General features: G+C 61.3%; 16 protein-coding genes. 6 read left to right on the forward strand and 10 right to left on the reverse strand.

Annotated elements, in window-relative coordinates; genetic code table 11:
* Positions 1-205: 205 nt before the first annotated feature.
* Both LUB09_RS14375 and arfB read left to right on the forward strand, forming a co-directional pair.
* Complete coding sequence (locus LUB09_RS14375) at positions 206-1,612, forward strand: amino acid permease (RefSeq protein ID WP_231422881.1); 1,407 nt, start codon at positions 206-208, stop codon at positions 1,610-1,612.
* Positions 1,613-1,647: 35 nt separating this feature from the next.
* On the forward strand, positions 1,648-2,061 hold the full coding sequence (gene arfB / locus LUB09_RS14380) for an alternative ribosome rescue aminoacyl-tRNA hydrolase ArfB (RefSeq protein ID WP_209984180.1): 414 nt from the start codon (positions 1,648-1,650) through the stop codon (positions 2,059-2,061).
* Here the strand turns inward: arfB and LUB09_RS14385 are convergent.
* From LUB09_RS14385 to LUB09_RS14395, 3 genes are all read right to left on the reverse strand, one after another.
* A complete protein-coding gene (locus LUB09_RS14385) occupies positions 2,058-3,254 on the reverse strand; it encodes an MFS transporter (protein ID WP_231422882.1) in 1,197 nt (398 codons plus the stop codon). The two genes, arfB and LUB09_RS14385, sit on opposite strands and share 4 nt — an antisense overlap.
* Before the next feature lie 94 nt (positions 3,255-3,348).
* Positions 3,349-3,534, reverse strand: coding sequence for a hypothetical protein (locus LUB09_RS14390; RefSeq protein ID WP_209984174.1), 186 nt, complete (start codon positions 3,532-3,534; stop codon positions 3,349-3,351).
* Positions 3,535-3,842: 308 nt separating this feature from the next.
* Positions 3,843-4,154, reverse strand: coding sequence for a DUF962 domain-containing protein (locus LUB09_RS14395; protein ID WP_209984171.1), 312 nt, complete (start codon positions 4,152-4,154; stop codon positions 3,843-3,845).
* 160 nt (positions 4,155-4,314) lie between these two features.
* On the opposite strand from LUB09_RS14395, the gene LUB09_RS14400 reads away from it, so the two are divergent.
* Positions 4,315-5,373, forward strand: a complete 1,059-nt coding sequence (locus LUB09_RS14400; protein WP_231422883.1) for an AraC family transcriptional regulator — start codon at positions 4,315-4,317, stop codon at positions 5,371-5,373.
* Here LUB09_RS14400 and LUB09_RS14405 read toward each other — a convergent pair.
* Positions 5,330-6,784, reverse strand: coding sequence for a TrkH family potassium uptake protein (locus LUB09_RS14405; RefSeq protein ID WP_231422884.1), 1,455 nt, complete (start codon positions 6,782-6,784; stop codon positions 5,330-5,332). The genes LUB09_RS14400 and LUB09_RS14405 overlap by 44 nt on opposite strands.
* Positions 6,785-6,920: 136 nt before the next feature.
* On the opposite strand from LUB09_RS14405, the gene LUB09_RS14410 reads away from it, so the two are divergent.
* The gene (locus LUB09_RS14410) at positions 6,921-11,069 is read left to right on the forward strand and encodes a DUF6543 domain-containing protein (protein WP_231422885.1); all 4,149 of its coding nucleotides are present in this window, start codon (positions 6,921-6,923) and stop codon (positions 11,067-11,069) included.
* A gap of 80 nt (positions 11,070-11,149) precedes the next feature.
* On the opposite strand, the gene LUB09_RS14415 is transcribed toward LUB09_RS14410, so the two are convergent.
* The 6 genes from LUB09_RS14415 to LUB09_RS14440 form a co-directional block, all read right to left on the reverse strand.
* Complete coding sequence (locus LUB09_RS14415; RefSeq protein ID WP_209984158.1) at positions 11,150-12,493, reverse strand: imelysin family protein; 1,344 nt, start codon at positions 12,491-12,493, stop codon at positions 11,150-11,152.
* Between the two features lie 127 nt (positions 12,494-12,620).
* Complete coding sequence (locus LUB09_RS14420; protein ID WP_209984156.1) at positions 12,621-14,672, reverse strand: putative bifunctional diguanylate cyclase/phosphodiesterase; 2,052 nt, start codon at positions 14,670-14,672, stop codon at positions 12,621-12,623.
* A 198-nt stretch (positions 14,673-14,870) separates the two neighbouring features.
* Positions 14,871-15,050 carry a hypothetical protein gene (locus LUB09_RS14425; protein WP_209984153.1) on the reverse strand — a complete coding sequence of 60 codons (180 nt, stop codon included), beginning with the start codon at positions 15,048-15,050 and terminating at the stop codon, positions 14,871-14,873.
* 155 nt (positions 15,051-15,205) lie between these two features.
* A complete protein-coding gene (locus LUB09_RS14430; RefSeq protein ID WP_003237774.1) occupies positions 15,206-15,802 on the reverse strand; it encodes a superoxide dismutase in 597 nt (198 codons plus the stop codon).
* Positions 15,803-15,979: 177 nt separating this feature from the next.
* Positions 15,980-16,582 (reverse strand): LysE/ArgO family amino acid transporter, encoded by a 603-nt coding sequence (locus LUB09_RS14435; RefSeq protein WP_231422886.1) that lies wholly within the window; start codon positions 16,580-16,582, stop codon positions 15,980-15,982.
* 5 nt (positions 16,583-16,587) lie between these two features.
* A complete protein-coding gene (locus LUB09_RS14440; RefSeq protein WP_231422887.1) occupies positions 16,588-16,989 on the reverse strand; it encodes an ACT domain-containing protein in 402 nt (133 codons plus the stop codon).
* 97 nt (positions 16,990-17,086) lie between these two features.
* Here LUB09_RS14440 and LUB09_RS14445 point away from each other — a divergent pair, with 97 nt between their 5' ends.
* Complete coding sequence (locus tag LUB09_RS14445; protein WP_231422888.1) at positions 17,087-17,983, forward strand: LysR family transcriptional regulator ArgP; 897 nt, start codon at positions 17,087-17,089, stop codon at positions 17,981-17,983.
* A gap of 49 nt (positions 17,984-18,032) precedes the next feature.
* A complete protein-coding gene (locus LUB09_RS14450; RefSeq protein WP_209984138.1) occupies positions 18,033-19,031 on the forward strand; it encodes an NAD-dependent epimerase/dehydratase family protein in 999 nt (332 codons plus the stop codon).
* Positions 19,032-19,129: the final 98 nt, after the last annotated feature.

Here is a 19,129-nt window from a genome sequence, read left to right on the forward strand (position 1 = left end):
TTTACCCACCCCGATCACTCCGTCCGGCCACGAGCCTGGCGGGTTCGATTTCGTCACAGATAAAAACAAACAGGTGACGCATGACCGTTAGAACGACGCTGTACTCCTGGTGCCTGCGCTGGGGTTTGAGCGGCGCTGCTTGAGTCGGTAATTCAAGGCAGCAACCTGCATTCAACATCATCAAACCTTGCGTGAGAGCCTATTCATGAGTGAACCCCATTCCCCGTCAGGCGAGCTGAAACGCGGCCTGAAAAATCGCCACATCCAGTTGATCGCCCTCGGTGGCGCCATCGGCACCGGGCTGTTCCTGGGCTCGGCCGGCGTGCTCAAGTCTGCCGGCCCGTCGATGATCCTGGGCTATGCCATCTGCGGCTTCATCGCCTTCATGATCATGCGCCAGCTCGGCGAGATGATCGTCGAAGAGCCGGTCGCCGGCTCCTTCAGCCACTTTGCCCACACCTATTGGGGCGGTTTCGCCGGGTTCCTGTCGGGCTGGAACTGCTGGATCCTCTACATTCTGGTGGGCATGTCGGAACTGACGGCCGTTGGCAAATACGTGCACTACTGGTGGCCAGAGATTCCGACCTGGGTCTCGGCGGCGGCGTTCTTCGTGCTGATCAACCTGATCAACCTGGCCAACGTCAAAGTCTTCGGAGAGGCCGAGTTCTGGTTCGCGATCATCAAGGTGGTGGCGATTGTCGGCATGATCGCCCTGGGCAGCTACCTGCTGGTCAGCGGCAGCGGCGGCCCGCAAGCCTCGGTGAGCAACCTGTGGGAGCACGGCGGTTTCTTCCCCCATGGCGTGGGCGGGTTGGTAATGGCCATGGCGATCATCATGTTCTCCTTCGGTGGCCTGGAAATGCTCGGCTTTACCGCCGCCGAAGCCGACCAGCCACGCACCGTGATCCCCAAGGCGATCAATCAGGTGATTTACCGCATTCTGATTTTCTACATCGGTGCGCTGGTGGTGCTGTTGTCGCTGACACCCTGGGACAGCCTGCTGGCAACCCTCAACGCGTCCGGCGATCCCTACAGCGGCAGCCCGTTCGTGCAGGTGTTCTCGATGCTCGGCAGCAACACGGCGGCGCATATCCTCAACTTCGTGGTGCTGACCGCCGCATTGTCGGTGTACAACAGCGGCACTTACTGCAACAGCCGCATGCTGCTGGGCATGGCCGAACAGGGCGACGCCCCCGAAGCCCTGGCGAAGATCGACACGCGCGGCGTGCCGGTGCGCGCGATTCTCGCCTCGGCGGCGGTTACCCTGGTGGCGGTGCTGATGAATTACTTCATCCCGCAACACGCCCTGGAGTTATTGATGTCGCTGGTGGTGGCCACGTTGGTGATCAACTGGGCGATGATCAGCTATTCCCACTTGAAATTCCGCCAGCATATGAACCGCACCGGCCAGGTGCCGCTGTTCAAGGCGCTGTGGTATCCGTATGGCAATTACATCTGCCTGGCGTTTGTGGTGTTTATCCTGGTGATCATGCTGATGATTCCGGGGATTCAGGTGTCGGTGTATGCGATTCCGGTGTGGGTGGCCTTCATGGGCCTGTGCTATGGCATCAAGAACAAGCGGGCGGCGGCGACCGCAGCACTGAAGTCGTGATCGTATAAACCCTTGAATCTGGAGTCGGGCTTGTCATGCTGGTGATTTCCAACACCGTCCACCTCGCCGACGCCGAGATCGAGCTGACTGCCATTCGCGCCCAGGGCGCGGGTGGGCAGAACGTCAACAAGGTGTCGAGTGCGGTGCACCTGCGCTTTGATATTCCAGGGTCGTCGTTGCCGGAGTTCTACAAGGAGCGCCTGCTGGCGCTGCGCGACAGTCGGATTACCAGTGACGGCGTGCTGGTGCTCAAGGCCCAGCAATACCGGACCCAGGAACAGAACCGTGCCGATGCGCTGGAGCGTCTCGTGGAGTTGATCCAGAGCGCCACCAAGGTCGAGAAGAAGCGCCGGCCCACCAAGCCCACACTGGGTTCGAAAAAGCGTCGGCTGGAGTCCAAGACCAAGCGTGGCAGCATCAAGGCCGGGCGCGGCAAGGTCGATTTCTAGGCGTTGCGCGCTTCGCGGGCCTTGGGTGCCTGGCGGTAAAGGTACAGGCACAGCAGCATGCCACCCAGGGCGGCTAGCGCGGCGAACAGGAAGATCGAGGCAAAACCGAAGCCTGCCGCCACGGCTCCTGCCAGCGGGCCGGTAATGCCCAGCGACAAGTCGATAAACAGCGAGTAGGCCCCCACCGCAGCGCCACGGCTGGAGGCTGGCACCAGGTTCACCGCTTCCACGCCCAGCGCCGGAAACACCAGGGAAAACCCGAAGCCGCTCAACGCCGCGCCGGCCAGTGCCAGGTGTGCGTCCGGCGCCAGCCATAACAGCAGCAGGCCGAGAATTTCCACCGACAGGCACGCAATCGCCACGCGAAAACCGCCGATGCGGTTGATCAGGTTGCCGAACAACAGCCGCGCGCCGATAAAGCTGGCACCGAACAGGCTCAGGGCCCACACCGCGTTATCCCAATGCTGGGTGGTGTAGTACAAGGTGATAAAGGTGGCGATGGTGCCAAAGCCGATCGAGCCCAGCGCCAGTGCGCAGCCGTGGGGAAACACCCGGCCCAGTACATTCATGAACGGCAGGCGCACACCGGCCACAATCGGCACCGCTTCCTTGCGCCAGCCCAGCGCCACGCCCATCACCCCCAGCAAAATGATGCTGACGCCCATGCTCCACAGCCCGAGCTGGCTGACCAGCACTACACCCAACGGCGCGCCGATGGCCAATGCGCCATAGCTGGCGATGCCGTTCCACGAGATGACTTTGGCGGTGTTGGCAGCACCCACGCGGCCGATGCCCCAGCCGATGGCGCCCGAGCCGACCAGGCTCTCGGCGCTGCCCAGCACCAGCCGGCCGATGAACAGGCTGGCCAGGCTGAGCGCCGGAAAGCTCGCAAGCCATGCCGCAAGCAGCATGAACACACCGCTCAGGCCACAACCGGCCATGCCGATCAGCACCGCGCGCTTGCAGCCCAGAGTATCGATCATGCGCCCGGCATAAGGGCGGCTCAGCAGGGTGGCCAGGTATTGCACACTGATCACCAGCCCGGCGATGACCGCGCCATAGCCCAGCTCGCTATGAACGTAGCCCGGCAGTACGGCCAGGGGGATGCCGATGTTCAGGTAGCCGATAAAGGTGAACAGCACGATGGAAACAACTTGCAGCGTGACCGCCATGGGGCGCTGGGTATCTGGCATGGGAGAGAGTCCACTGTCGCAGCAGGTAAAGATAGGCTGCTAATGATACCGATGCTTCAGCCTGCGCAGGGCGGCGAAAGGAAAAAATCCGCAATCAGGGCTGGGCAGGGGCGAGCAGTTGCGTGGTGACCAGGGCGGCGAGGGCGTTTTCCTGGGTGCCGAAACGCTTGAGCAATAGCGCTTGCTTGTCTTCGCTGAGACGGTTCCACACTTCGACCATCTGCAAGGCAGTGTCGAGTACGGCGGCGTCGGGGGGAGTAGTGGGGGATTGATCGGTCATGGCGGGTATCTCATGGTTCAGGCAGTGTGGAAAGCGCTCACATTGCGCTTTCCACACGGTCTGGTACGGCGTCAGTCCTGGCTTTCGCTGGCCACTGGTTGTGCTTGTTTGGCTTCAGGCTGCTTCTCGCTGGCCTGTTGCGGGGTTGGCTGCTCAGTTTCGTGCAGGCTTGGGAAGGGGAGATTAGGTATCTCGTGCATCGTCGTCGCTCCTTGCAAAGTCTGTTTGTTCAATCGCAGGTGATTGCGCGCGCTCAAAAAGCCTTGGCAGGATACAGCACTGTAAATGACAAACAGACTATTAAATCGCTAGAAGGGCACCTTGCCCAGAATCATGTCGCGGTACATCACAAAGTCACCCAGCAAGCTGTAGAACGGATGCTGGAAGGTTGCCGGACGGTTCTTTTCAAAGAAAAAGTGGCCAATCCAGGCAAAGCTGTAGCCGGCAATCGGCAAGGCGATCAACAGCGCCAATGAGCCTCTGCCGATGGCATACGCCAGAATCCCGATCACCAGCGTGGTGCCGATAAAGTGCAGGCGGCGGCAGGTGCTATTGCCATGTTCACTCAGGTAATACGGGTAAAACTCAGCAAAGCTGTTGAATTTCCTGACGTTTTCCAAGATTGGCGGCCCTTTGATTGTTGTGCCGCCCAACAGATGTTCGGCGGGGAGCTTAATTGAGTCTAGAGTGATCAGTGGCAACAGCCAGTGACAATAGATGCCACTTTAGTATCCTTGGCTTCCTGGCTGCCGTTCAAGCCAGCCTAATTAAGAAGACGCCATGAGCGAACGAACAACTTCTGCAAGCTGGGCGATGGGGATAGTCAAGGCACTGGAAATGGACGGCCTGGACTGCCGTAGCCTGTTCAGGCAACTGGGTCTGGACTATGCCGCGCTGAGCGACCCCGACGCGCGTTTCCCGCAGGATTCGATGACGCGACTGTGGCAACGTGCGGTGGAGCTGTCGGGCAATCCGGCGATTGGCCTGAACATGGGCAAGGTGGTGCGCCCGGCGTCGTTTCATGTGGTGGGGTATGCGCTGATGTCCAGCAACACCCTGGCCGAAGGCTTCATGCGCCTGGTGCGTTACCAGCGCATCATTGCCGAAAGCGCCGACTTGAGTTTCAGACTCTTGCCCGAAGGCTATGCGCTGATTCTGACCGTGCATGGCGACCACCTCCCTCCCACCCGGCAAAGCGCCGAAGCGTCACTGGCCAGTGCGTTGGCGCTGTGCGGCTGGTTGACCGGGCGCACTCTGCAACCGCGCAAGGTGCTGCTGCAGGGCGCTCAGCCGGCGGATCTTGCGCCCTACAGGCAAGCGTTCCACGCCCCGCTGGAATTCGATGCGGCCTATGACGCGCTGATCTTTGAGCGCGCCGACATGGACGCGCCGCTGCCCACGGCCAACGAAGCCATGGCGCTGCTGCACGACCGCTTTGCCGGTGAGTACCTGGCGCGGTTCTCCGAAAGCCGCGTGACCCACAAGGCGCGTCAGGTGCTGTGTCGCCTGCTGCCCCAGGGCGAACCCAAGCGTGAAGTGGTGGCCCAGACCCTGCACCTGTCACAGCGCACCTTGCAGCGGCGTCTGCAGGAGGAGGGCACCAGTTTCCAGGCGCTGCTCGACGACACTCGCCGCGAACTGGCCGAGCAGTACCTGGCGCAGCCGAGCATGACCCTGCTGGAGATCGCCTACCTGCTGGGCTTTGCCGACCCGAGCAACTTCTTCCGCGCGTTTCGCCGCTGGTTCGATGCCACCCCCGGCGAGTACCGGGCGCGGCTGCTGCAGGCGTCGACGGTCAGTGACGCCAGAACGCCGGAATGCATAGAACAAACACCGTAATGATTTCCAGCCGGCCCAGCAGCATCCCCAGCGACAGGATCCACTTGGCCGCATCCGGCAGGCTGGAAAAGTTGCCGGCCGGCCCGATGGTTTCGCCAAGGCCCGGGCCTACACCGGACACGGTACTGGCAGCGCCGGTCAGCGCGGTCATCCAGTCCAGGCCCAGCAACGACAAGGCCAGGGCGATGGCGCAGATGGTGATGGCGAAGAAAAACGAAAAGGTCAGGATCGACCGCACGATCTCTTCGTCGAGGCGGTGGCCGTTGTACTTTTGTTTAATCACCGCGCGCGGGTGAATCAACTGGTTCAAGTTGGCCTTGAGCAGGATATAGGCGACCTGGAAGCGGAAAATCTTGATCCCGCCGGCGGTCGAGCCCGAGCAGCCACCGATAAAGCCCAGGTAGAAAAACAGCATCAGTGAGAAGTTGCCCCACAGGCTGTAGTCGCCCAGGGCAAAGCCCGTGGTGGTCACCACTGAGGTGACGTTCAACGCCACATGGCGCAGCGCCTCCAGCCAATGCAGGTTGGTGGTCCACCAGTACCAGGTGCCGAGCACCAGCCAGGTCACCACCAGCAAACCGAGCAGGCCCTGTACCTGCTGATCCTTGATCAGTGCCCGGCGGTTACCGCGCAAAGTGGCCACATACAGGGTGAACGGCAAGCTGCCGAGGATCATCACTACCACCGCCACCCAGTGCACGGCCGGTTGTTTCCAGTGCGCAAGGGACTCGTCGGAGGTGGAAAAGCCACCGGTGGAAATCGCCGACATCGCGTGGTTGATCGCATCGAACAAACCCATCCCTGCCCACCAGAACGCCAGGCTGCCGAGGATGGTAATGCCCACATACGCCGCCACGATCAGACGCGCCACCATGTGCGAGCGCGGCATGACCTTTTCCGAGCGGTCCGAGGACTCGGTCTGGAACAGGCGCATGCCACCAATGCGCAACAGCGGCAGAATCGCCACCGCCATGCCGATAAAGCCGATTCCGCCGAGCCAGTGCAGCAGCGAGCGCCATATCAGGATGCCTGGCGACATGCTATCCAGCCCGCTCAATACCGTGGAACCGGTGGCGGTGATGCCGGACATGCTTTCGAAAAACGAGTCGGTGTAGCTGATGTGCTGGGTCAGCAGAAACGGCAGCGCGGCGAATATGCACACCACCACCCAGCTTGTCACCGTAAGAAGGTACATGTCCCGGGGGCGCAGGTGCACATGCTCGGGGCGGCCCGGAATCACCAGGGCCAGGCCGGCGATAAAGGTGATCAGGCTGGCCCACAGGAACGAGGGCAGGTCGCCGGTGCGGTCGAAGATCACCAGGGTGGCCATGGGCACGACCATGGCGATCGCGAGGGTGATCAGGAAGATGCCGATGATGAAACCGATGATGCGTAGTGTCGGCAACGCCATGAAGTCTGCTCGGATGGTCGCGGGAGGCGCCATTCTACCTGGGGTGCAGGGCATGTAAACCGACACATGTATAAAGCACGGGTGGCTGTGCGCGTGTTCAGCATGAAGGCTTCTTAAGTGTTTCGAGAGATCGTCCATGCCGTATGAAGCCCTAACCGACACGCCGTTTATACGGCGCTTGAATGCCAATGACAGCCCGTCGCAAATGGCGCTGGTAAAACAGCTGTCCTCGCTCAACGCTCGGATCATGCAGGACCTGGCCCCTCAACCCCGCTTCGAAGACTTTGTACAGCATCGCTTCGAACAGCATTTCAATCTCACCCCTGCTGCGCAGGTGCACAGTGTGTTTGTGCAAAGCCAGGCACCCCGGCCGGAATCGCCAACATCCGAGCCAACCACACTGGAAGAAACACTGGACCTCAAAGCTCCCCTGCCCACGGTGCTGGACGCCGTGGTACAGCGCATCGTGACGGGCCAGGCATCGACCCATGCCAGCGGTGATCCCGCGTTTTTGCGCGCGTCCGAGGACGGTGGCGAACCGCAGCCCATCCCCGAGTTGACCGGCAAGGCCTTCGATGAATTCGTCGACAACCTGGCTGCGAGCCTGGCTTCCCACTACACAACCTTCATGCAGCGCTATTGGAACGAGCAGCGCGCGACCGATGCGCGCAGCCGCCGGCAGCGAGTCGTTGACAGCCGAATCGAGCAACTGCGCAACGAAGTGGCCCTGCTGAAAAATGACGGCTTGCTCACCACGGCGGACGAGGCATTGTTCGAGACGGTGGCACGCCTTCCCGATGCGCTGGCGCGCCGCGCGCTCAAGGCCTATAAACCGTGCGTGTATGGTTTGGCGCTCAAGGGCAAGGATGCCGTTAATCCGGCGCTCCACGGCGCGTTTATCCTGACCGCCCGCGACCCGCGGGATGCCGAGGTCGGCTGGGAAACAGACACGTCGGCGCCGCCGCAGGTGCGTCCTGTCGACCCTTCCAGCAACCTTGGCCTTGTGCTGTTGTGCAGCCCGGGCAACGGACTGGAAGCGTTCGATTCCCTGGCCAGTCTTGATCGCGAACTGCACCAACGCCTGAACCATCCTGTGCAATTCACTCAGCTGTCGGCCTTGATGACTCAAGAACACCAGCCCCATGCTCTGGCGCTGCACCACGAGGCGAAAACGAGCGGTCAATTTGAGTACGTCGAGTGGCTTGACTCGCCCTTCAGCCATTCACTTGAAGATCAATGCCTCAAGCTTCATGAAGACTTCGCCACGGCCGTGGCCCGCTACCAGACGCACACTGCGCAGACCGAGAGCGCACGGTTGGCCGAGAGCCTGGATCGCGTCACTGATCTTGTGCGCGCTCTGGATACGGAACGGGTGCTGGTGGCCCGCATTCAAAAGCGTGCGCAGGCTCAGCTCAACATTTTTCTTGACGGGGCGACCGACGCCGACAAGCAAGCCTGGCGAACGGCGATGCTGTCTTATTGCGATGGACTCAAAGGCCTGCCTGAGTCCGAGGGGCTGCCGTCGCTCGCCCAATTCAGTGACAAAACTGTCATGCGCGCCTACAGCAGGGCGCAGCTGAGCGCGTTGATTGAAGCGCAATGGGGTGTGCAGGCGGATCCGGATGAGATTCAGGTCCACACGCGCGCGCCTGAGGTGCCGCTGGCCCCATTCGTACCAGGCGCGCCCGCGCCTGCACCGAGGGAGTCAGGTGCGCCGCTTTATACGTATCGCCAACGCAGTCTCAGCGAACTGGCGCTTGAAAATGTTGGTGGCCTGGATTTCAACTTCACCCACTTTTCCCATCTGACCGACAAAAAAAAGCAGGCCTACACCGCCCTGAGCGTCGATCAGGTCAAGGATCTGGTGCGCACGGCCAATATTGGTAACCGCTATGACGTCTTTTTAAAGGATCGGCTGATCACCTCGCCCGAGGCCATTGCCCGCAAAAGCCATTTCGCCCGATACCTGGCGTTGCAGGTACGGATGGATGCCATCGAGGCAAAAATCGCCGGAGATTTTCTTCCGGATCATGCCGGTCGCGGCTTCAACTGGGTGCAGGTGGTGCTGGATGAGCCTGTAGACAGCGACCGGCGCCAGACCGTCGAAGCCCATCGAATCATGGTGCAAAGTTTGATGCTGCGTGGCGCGCGGGTACGTGGCGTGTGGTTGTTTCGCACGACGTCCTCGGCGGTCGCCTCCACCGTCGTTTACACGCCGCAAGCGCCAGGCGGACGGATGTTTCATGAGTATCACGACGAACGATTGTTGAAGGACTTCGTCTTCAGCAGCTCCTGGCGTGATTATCTGGTGAGCCGCGTGGAGCTGGCACAGCGCCCAAGGATCCGCGGCATCCTGCGCGGACGCGGCTCCGCGACGATGGTGCATATGCCCAGGATTGCCGACAATCTGTTCGAGGAGGCCTACGAGGCGCAGGCCAGCTTCGCGATCAATGATGCCGCTGCGCAATCGACTACCACCGGCGAAACCGACCTGTCCACCGCGATATCGGTGGGCACGGCAGCGTTCGATCTCATTACCCTGGTGTTACCGATCAAAATAATGGTGCCCATCGGCCTGGCTCGAAGCCTTTTCTCGGTGTTCAGGGCGGTGGACGCCGCCACGCTGGGAGACCGTGCCGAGTCGGCCCATCACCTGGTGCGTGCGCTGGGCGAGTTTACCGGCGCCTTGATCGACGGCGCTGTGGCCGGGTTGACCGGCGCGCGCGCCTCCGTACCTGGGGAGAGTGAGTTGAACCCGCTGATGGCCCTGAAGAAAAATCCTGCCGATGTACAGGCACTTGCCGGCTGGGAAGGCAAGGGCATCTATTACAAGGCGGTTGGCACCGAGGGTAACCGCCTGTATTTTCTCAATGAGCACAACCGCTGGTTTTCGATCCTCGACGAGGGCGGCGAAAAGGCCTGGCGCCTCAGGGATGTGCGTAAACCTCACCGTTATCACCATGACCCGATCCGCCAGGGCGCCAATGGCCGCTGGGAAGTGGGGTCGCATCCCGGCCGAGGATTGCGTGGAGGCCTTTCACCGATTGAGGCGTTAAGGACGCTCTACCCGAACCTCTCCGAGAGCCAGGCTCGCCTTGTGTTCGAGTCGTTCAATTTCCCGCGCGGGCGTGAACTGGAGCTTCAATTGAGCGCGGTTCACCACCTTGGGGCGGGCACTTTACATGACACCTTCTATCAATATCTGAGAGTGACGCCCCAGCGATTTTCGCTGCGTGTGCGTGGCGGCGAAATCCCAGGGCTGCCGCTCACGTCCATTGAGCCTGTACCAGGCCCCAGCCAGGTCCGGCGAGCCAGGCCGGCGTATGAACGAATTGCCGATTGGGGACGGTTCATAGACGCTGACGAAATGCTGTTAAAAGATGCCGACTACGGGGTCTATCAGCGGGTGGGCGGGGATCCGGCGCTCAGGGGCACCGAATACCTCAAAATCGACGAACGCTACTTTCCCATCCTGCCTGACGGCGTAGCCAGGCCGGCGCAGGCCGCCACTGTTCTTATGCACGATCCCGACATTGCGATTCGCACTTATGATCAATTTGAAACGATGCTCAGGACGGATCCCAACAGCCAGCCACGTGCAGCGACCTTCGCGAGGGCAGACGGTCGCTGGATCAACGATATTGCCCTGCCGTTCCAGAAAACCCTCGCCGCCTATGTAGGCGATGCCTGGCCCATGCTGTCCGTTTCCAGCCAGGGTGACGTGGCCCGCAGCCTGTTCAACAACGTCAACAGGCATAACCTTAGCTTTCTAGGGGTTGCGACCCTGCAGAGAGTCCTGAGGCATTGGCGTCGGGAGCGCACGCTGATTGAGGCAAAGCTGGCTGACCCGCTGCTTATGCTGCCCGTAACCCAGCGTTCGGTGAGCGGCGATTGGTCATTGCATCGTCAGCCAGGGCGGTACACACAACTCACCTTTCGTACGGATCAGGTTCGCGGCCTGCTCCAGGATGCGGTTACCCATGGCAGTCAGGAAGCGCTCAAGGCATTGATGGCCGACGTGCTTGCCCGCAACCGTTATCAGCTCATACCCGGCTACGATCAGGTGGGTGAGCTGCTGTTCAAGAACCCGGCGCATGAAACGGTGTATTGGATGCAGGTGCGCAGCGCGTTTGGCCATGCAGTGGGCAGCCGTGCGAGCCAGGCGGCGCCGAGAGCTTCGCTGATGACTGCGCAGGCCCGCAGCGCTCCCTTGGTGCCGCTGATCGGCGGCATTCAGTTGAGCTTCGAGGGACGCGCCCCGCTCATCTACGTGATTCGGATCTGACACAACAGGCCCGCACGCAAAAAAAATGCCCCGAACCAGTCGGGGCATTTTCAGTGTGGTGCAACCATCACGCGTCTTGTTTAGAACTCGTGATCAGCACTGTCCGGGTTCAGGTCGCTGATACCCAGCTTGCCGGCAGCGGCTTCGATCGAACCGGTCTGCTTGACCAGCGCCGCAATGGCGTCACGTACGATCTGGTTGCCCGCATCGTTACCGGCGGCGATCAACTGGTCGTAGTGCTCGCCTTTGCCGGCGTGGTCAACCATGACTTGGATCTTGGCTTCGGTTGCGGCCAGGTCGGCCTTCAGTGCAGTGTCGGCAGCCGGGTCAGCCTTAGCCACCAGGGATGACAGGCTCGGGCCGGTCATCTGGGTGCCGTCGACACGGGTGTATTCGCCCAGGTAGACATTGCGGATGCCCTTGGCGTCGTAGAAGTGCGAGTTGTGGGTGTTGTCGCTGAAGCAATCCTGTTCGTCTTCCGGCGAGTTGGCCTCCAGGGACACCTTCATGCGCTCACCGGCCAACTCGCCCAACGACAGACTGCCCATGCCGAACAGCATTTTGCGCAGGCCGTCGGTGGCAGGTTCGCTCTCCAGGGTGGCGCGGTAGTTGTCTTCGACGTTGGGCTTCCAGTTGCCGACCATTTCTTCGAGGTCGCTGACCAGCAGCTGGGTCACCGAACGCAGGTAGGTGCGACGGCGCTCGTTGTGGCCGCCGGTGGCACCGTCGCCGGTCAGGTAGTCCGACGCCGGGCGGTTGCCAGCGCCTGGGCCGGTGCCGTTGAGGTCCTGGCCCCACAGCAGGAATTCGATGGCGTGGTAGCCGGTGGCGACGTTGGCTTCCGAACCGCCCAGCTCATTGAGGCTGGCGAGCTTTTCCGGGGTGATGTCTTTGACGTCGACCTTGTCTTCGCCGACCTGGATTTCGTTGTTGGCGATGATGTTGGCGGTGGCGCCCGGGTTGCCCAGGGCGTGCTCGTAGGATTTGTCGGTGTAGTCGATCAGGCCTTCGTCCAGGGGCCAGGCGTTCACCTGGCCTTCCCAGTCGTCGATGATGGTGTTGCCGAAGCGGAACACTTCACTCTGCAGGTACGGCACGCGGGCGGCGACCCAGGCGGTGCGCGCGGCTTTCAGGGTTTGCTCGTTCGGATTGGCAAGGAACGTGTCGACGGCGGTCTGCAGGGTTTTTGCCGTGGACTCGGCATCGCTGTATACCGCAAACACCATGTCAGCGTAATGCGCGACCACAGCCTTGGCGGCCGCTTCGTCGACGTTGCCTGCCGCTGTGGCAGCCGCTGGAGCGGTGGTGCTGGCAGCCGGGGTCGGCGCCTGGGGTGCTGCGGCCTTGTCTTTACCTTCGCCGCAACCGGCAAGAGAAATGGCAATAGCCAGCAGACTGGCGGTGGCCAGGGGCATACGAATCATGGCGAACATCCTGCTTCGAGTGTTGATAGGGCACGCGGGGGCGCGCAAAAACTGCGACATAATGCGAAAGATTTGCATTTTGTGTAAAGGGTTATACGAGGGAAACATCAAGTATCGATTTCTTAACCTAAGGAATCACCACCCGATTGCGCTCCAATTGCTTCAGGTAAGCCGCCAGTTCCCGCGCCGGCAGCGGTTTGCTGTAGTGATAACCCTGACCTTCGTGGCAACCCTCGGCGATGATGTAGGCCTCTTGCTCGGCAGTTTCCACACCCTCGGCGATCACCTGCATGCCCAGGCTTTTGCCCAGTTGGATTATGGCGCGCACGATGGTGGCGTCGTCATCGTCGTCCAGCAGGTCCTGAACGAAACTCTTGTCGATCTTGATCTTGTCCAGCGGCAGGCTCTTGAGGTAACTCAGGGATGAGTAGCCGGTGCCGAAGTCGTCGATGGCAATCAGCGCGCCGGAGCGGCGCAGGCTCAGCAGGTGCTGGGCGGCGGTGCTGATGTCTTCCATCAGGCCGGTCTCGGTGACTTCCAGTTCCAGGCTGCCGGGCGGCAAGCGATAGACCTGCATCAGGTTGTTGACCACGCGCGGCAATTCGCTGTGGTGCAACTGCACAGTGGACAGATTGACCGCCATGCGCAGCTCGGTGAGACCTGCGTCATGCCATTCGCGCAATTGCCGACAGGCCTGGTCCAGCACCCACTCGCCGATCGGAATAATGGTGCCGTTCTGCTCCGCCAGCGGGATAAACAAATCGGGCGGTACCAGGCCGTGCTCCGGATGCTGCCAGCGGATCAACGCTTCCACACCGACCACGCGGTGGTCGCGGTAGCTGATCTGCGGCTGGTACACCAGGTAAAACTGCTCGCGGCCCAGGGCGTCGCGCAGGTCTTTCTCCAGCTCGCGGCGGCGGCGCATTTCACTGTCGACACTGGCGATATAGAACTGGTAACGGTTGCGCGAGCGGGTCTTGGCCAGCGTCATGGTCTGTTCGGCTCTTTGCAGCAGCTTCTCGGTGCTGTCGCCGTCTTCCGGGAACAGCGTGATGCCGATGGTGGCACGCAGGCGGATGTGATCGTGTTCGAGGGCGAACTCTGCTTCGAGGTCATCGAGAATGCTTTGCGCCAGTTCGGCGGCTTCATAAGGCTGCTCGATGTCAGCCTGCACCAGCGCAAACTGGTCACCGCCCAGGCGCGCGAGGGTGCCGAGCCGTCCGCTGTGGGCGCGCAGGCGGTCGGCCAGGGCCAGCAGTAATCGGTCACCGGCCTGGTAGGTGTACTGTTCGTTTACACTTTTGAAGTCGTCCAGCCCTACGCAAAGCACGGCCACGCAGCGTTGTCGGCGGCCGGCGTCAATCAGGATCCTGTCCAGTTGCTCCTGCAGCTTCTGGCGGTTGGGCAGGCCCGTTAGAAAGTCGTATTGGGCCATGCGCAGCAGGCTGCTTTCGGCTTCGTGGCGCAAATGGGTGTTGCGTTCGATGGATTCGAGCAACTGGTTGGCGGTATTGATCCACAGCCCCAGCTCGTTACGTTCATGGCCCTTGAGCTGAGGGATCTTGTGTTCGCTGGGCCGGTCGGGATTGATCGATGTCAGGTGTTCGATGATCCGCGACAGCGGCCGGGTCAGCATCCAGTGATACACCAGGTACAGCACCAGCCCCATGGCCAGCGCACGCAGCACGCCGGAAATAAAGATGATCACCGAGCTGACCAGAAAACCCTCGCCATAGGTGGCGGTGTCGAGGGTGATGCTCAGGTCTCCGTAATACTCGCTGTAAGGGCCTTTGCCGACCAGTGACGTGGTGAATGAGCGTTCCTGACCCAGAATCAGGTCGGTCAACCAGCGGCTGGCGGATTGCTCCAGTGGGCGGCTTTTTTCCGCGAGCATGGTCTCGTTGGGGTGGCCGATGGAGGCCGTGCGCACCGCTTCGTCCTGAAACAGTCCTTCGATCACCTGCATACCCATTTCGCGGTCCAGGCTGTAGACGGCCTGGGTGGACGGGTCGCGAAACATGTCGAGGATGCGCTGGGCATCGCCGGCGACGGCCTGGCGCGTCTTGTAGGCATCGAAAACGATCTGCGCCACGCTCAGCGCCACGCCCACGATCAACGCCGACAGCAGCACAACCCGTAGCAACTTCACCGACAAGCTGTTTTTGAGTTCCAGCTTCAAAGGGGCATTCCTTGTCTCATGCGGGTGGCCTTCAATATGCCATGAGTATTGGCAATCCACGCATGGCAGTCAAAGGAACATTCGGACGGGGCAACCGGAAGAGGCTGAAGGAGGGGAGGCAGGGAAGAGGGCGGATGACATCCGCCGCTCTCTGATACGGCGCTTGGGCGTGAGACCCGCGCGCGCAGGTCAGCTTTATTACGAGTTGTACGTAATCTGCATGGAGTTGGCTTTGTGTGTGTCTTCGCCGATTTTGCCCTGCTCCTGATCTTGACCTTGCTGTTGCTGATCCATCATCTTGCTCATCATGTCCATGCCTTTTTCCAGCATCGGCATGATCGCTGACATAGCCGACATACCCATCGATATAGGATCCATTACGAACTCTCCTGCATGAAATGAGAGAGTTATTTCTCTCACTGTCTGCGTGGCAAATTGTTGCCGCCGAGTTCCATGCATCCCGCATCCTGCTCAGTATTGTCGCCCACAAAAAAGCCCGGCAATTGCCGGGCTCTTTATCCTGCAAGCGTTACTCAGGCAGTGAAGGTCTTGCCTTCGAACTGCTCGGCCACGAACTTCCAGTTGACCAGGTTCCAGAACGCTTCCACGTACTTTGGACGCACGTTGCGGTAGTCGATGTAGTAGGCGTGTTCCCACACGTCGCAGGTCAGCAGCGGGGTGTCGCCGCTGGTCAGCGGGTTGCCGGCGCCAATGGTGCTGGCCAGGGCCAGGGAACCGTCAGCCTTTTTCACCAGCCAGCCCCAACCGGAACCGAAGGTGCCGACGGACGTCTTGGTGAACTCTTCCTTGAATTTGTCGAAGGAACCGAAGGCTGCGTTGATGGCTTCAGCCAGTGCGCCGGTCGGTTGGCCGCCGGCGTTTGGCGCCAGGCAGTTCCAGTAGAACGTGTGGTTCCAGACCTGAGCGGCGTTGTTGAAGATGCCGCCCGAAGAAGAGGTGACGATTTCTTCCAGGGTCTTGCCTTCGAACTCGGTGCCAGGCACCAGGTTGTTCAGGTTCACGACATAGGTGTTGTGGTGCTTGTCGTGGTGGTACTCCAGGGTTTCCTTGGAGATATGCGGCTGCAGGGCATCGTGTGCGTAGGGCAGCGGCGGCAATTCGAAAGCCATGATGATTCTCCTAATCAGGTCAGTTGCGGTGAGCGCAAGGCCGATCACGGGCGGCCAAACAAGCGCCGGGGAGTTTGTACTCTTTGCGGCGCAGGGGCAGGATCATAGCACCGGGGGTGCGGCAAAACCACGCAACAACTGTGTGGGATAGAGGTTCCAGAGCCTTTCGAAATAACTTCAGGGCATGCTTATTAATGAGTAGGCCACGCTGAACATCATCACGGCCACCAAGAGGTCCAACAGCCGCCAGGTTGCCGGGCGCGCCAGCCACGGCGCCAGCCACGCGGCGCCGAGCGCCAGGGTGGCGAACCACAGGAATGAAGCGCTCGCGGCCCCGGCCACGAACGCCGCGGGTGCCGCCTGTTGCGCGCCCAGTGAGCCGATCAGCAGCACCGTATCGAGGTAGACGTGGGGGTTGAGCAACGTCACCGCCAACGCGCTGAGCATCACCGCGCGCAGTGAGCGCGCGTTGAAGCCTACGTCCTGGTCCAGGCTCTGTTTCGAAAACGCGCGACGCAAGGCGAGGGCGCCGTACCACAACAGGAATGCTGCGCCGCCCCAGCGTGCAATCGCCAGCAGCAGCGGGTTCTGCGCCAGCACCGTGGCCAGGCCGAACACCCCGGCTGCGACCAGGAGCGCGTCGCACACGATGCACAGCGCCGCTACCGGCAGGTGATGTTCACGGCGCAGGCTTTGCGCCAGCACGAAAGCGTTCTGCGTGCCGATGGCCATGATCAGGCCGAGGGCGATCAACAGCCCGTTCACATAACTTTGCCACATAGGGTTTACTCCGCGTCCGCCGCCAACTGCCGCAGCACCTGCAAGGCGCGTTGCGCATCGGCGCGGCCGACGAACAGGTGGTCGTGGTAATAACCGGCGATCACGTTGCAACTGATCCCGGCCTGGCCCAAGGCGCCGGCGAAGGCGGCGGTCAACCCCACCGCTTCGAGTGCCGAGTGCACGTTCAGGGTGATCCACGCGGCCACATAGTCGAAGGCCAGCCCGGCCTGTTCGGCTTGCTGGCGCTCCACGATCAAGGTCAAGCCTTGCTGTTCGCGAAAGCTGCCGATTACCTCGCAACCGGCAGGAATGCGGTTATCGGGGAGGGTGCAGAACACGTAGTCGCCGTCATTCAGATGAGGGCTCATGCTGCGCAGCAGGGTCGCCAGGGTGGTTTCGCCAGCCATGTGAAGGTCCTTGTTAAAGAGAGGCAATGCTGGCTATTTTCATCGGATGGGCTGTATAAGAAAAACCAATATTGCTGATCGCTCATTAGAGAAACTGATGTTCGACTATAAATTGCTGTCCGCCCTCGCAGCGGTGGTGGAGCAGGCCGGCTTCGAGCGTGCCGCGCAGGTACTGGGGCTGTCGCAGTCGGCCATTTCCCAGCGCATCAAGCTGCTCGAAGCGCGTGTCGGCCAGCCGGTGCTGGTGCGGGCCACGCCGCCTACGCCCACCGAGATTGGTCGACGGCTGCTCAACCATGTGCAGCAGGTGCGGCTGCTGGAGCGCGACCTGCAGGGCCAGGTGCCCGCCCTGGACGAGGAGGGCATGCCCGAGCGCCTGCGTATCGCGCTGAATGCCGACAGCCTGGCCACCTGGTGGGCCGAGGCTGTCAGCGACTTTTGCGCCGAGCAGCATCTGTTGCTCGACCTGGTGGTGGAAGACCAGACCGTCGGTCTCAAACGCATGCGCGCCGGTGAAGTGGCGGCCTGCATCTGCGCGAGTGAACGCCCGGTGGCCGGTGCGCGCAGCCTGCTGCTCGGCGCCATGCGCTACCGCGCGCTGGCCAGCCCGGCCTTTATCGCGCGGCACTTTCCCGCCGGGGTAAAGGCCGAGCAACTGGTGCGCACACCGGCACTGGTGTTTGGTCCGGATGATTTCCTGCAACACCGTTACCTGGCTTCCCTCGGCGTGGATGGCGGTTTTGAGCACCATTTATGCCCATCCTCTGAAGGGTTTATCCGTCTCACCGAAGCCGGCCTGGGCTGGGGCCTGGTGCCGGAACTGCAGGTGCGCGACTCGTTGCAGCGTGGCCTGTTGGTCGAGTTATTGCCTGATAAGCCCATTGATGTGCCGTTGTACTGGCATCATTGGCGCAGCGGCGGGCAACTGTTGGGCCTGTTGACCGAGCATCTGGCCCGGTCATGCGGGCAATGGCTGGTGCCGTTGGAGGGATGACGGGCGTCAAGGTAGCAGCGATGAAAAACGAAAGAACACGGAGTAATACATGAAGATTCTGGTCACCGGCGCAAGCGGCTTCATCGGCGGTCGCTTTGCGCGCTTCGCCCTGGAGCAGGGTCTGGACGTGCGGGTCAACGGGCGGCGCGCCGAAAGCGTGGAGCACCTCGTACGGCGCGGCGCCGAGTTTATCCAGGGTGATCTGAGTGATGCCGAACTGGTGCGCCATCTGTGCCGGGACGTCGAAGCGGTGGTGCATTGCGCCGGCGCCGTCGGGTTGTGGGGCAAGTACCAGGACTTTCATCAAGGCAATGTGCTGGTGACCGAAAATGTCGTCGAAGCCTGCCTCAAGCAGCGGGTCGGGCGCCTGGTGCACCTGTCTTCGCCATCGATCTACTTTGACGGGCGCGACCACCTGGGCCTGACCGAAGAGCAGGTGCCCAAGCGCTTCAAGCATCCGTACGCCGCCACCAAGTACCTGGCCGAGCAAAAAGTCTTCGGCGCCCAGGAATTCGGGCTCCAGGTGCTGGCCCTGCGTCCGCGATTCGTCACCGGCGCGGGCGACATGAGCATCTTCCCGCGTTTGCTGAAGATGCAGCGCAAGAACCGCCTGGCGATCGTCGGCGATGGCCTGAACAAGGTCGACTTCACCAGTATCCACAACCTCAATGAAGCCTTGCTCAGCGGTTTGCTTGCCACCGGTTCCGCGCTGGGCAAGGCCTACAACATCAGCAACGGCACGCCGGTGCCGGTATGGGATGTGGTCAACTACGTGATGCGCCAGATGGAAATGCCCCAGGTGACCCGTTATCGGTCCTACGGTTTGTCCTACAGCGTGGCGGCGCTCAACGAAGCCTTCTGCGCGATGTGGCCCGGGCGCCCGGAGCCTGCGTTGTCGCGCCTGGGCATGCAGGTAATGAACAAAGATTTCACGTTGGACATCAGTCGGGCGAGGCATTATCTCGACTATGAGCCCAAGGTCAGTCTATGGACCGCCCTCGACGAGTTCTGCAGTTGGTGGAAGGCCCAGGATCCGGGGCTTAAATAAGCTCACAACCAGCAACATATCGGGAACCGAATTTACGGTTCCGGGTCGATCAGTGCGGCGGGCGCGCGGTTTATACTCGCGTCGCTCGGCTTGCCAGC

Source organism: Pseudomonas sp. Leaf59 (genome assembly GCF_920984685.1).
In the GTDB taxonomy this organism is placed as follows: domain Bacteria; phylum Pseudomonadota; class Gammaproteobacteria; order Pseudomonadales; family Pseudomonadaceae; genus Aquipseudomonas.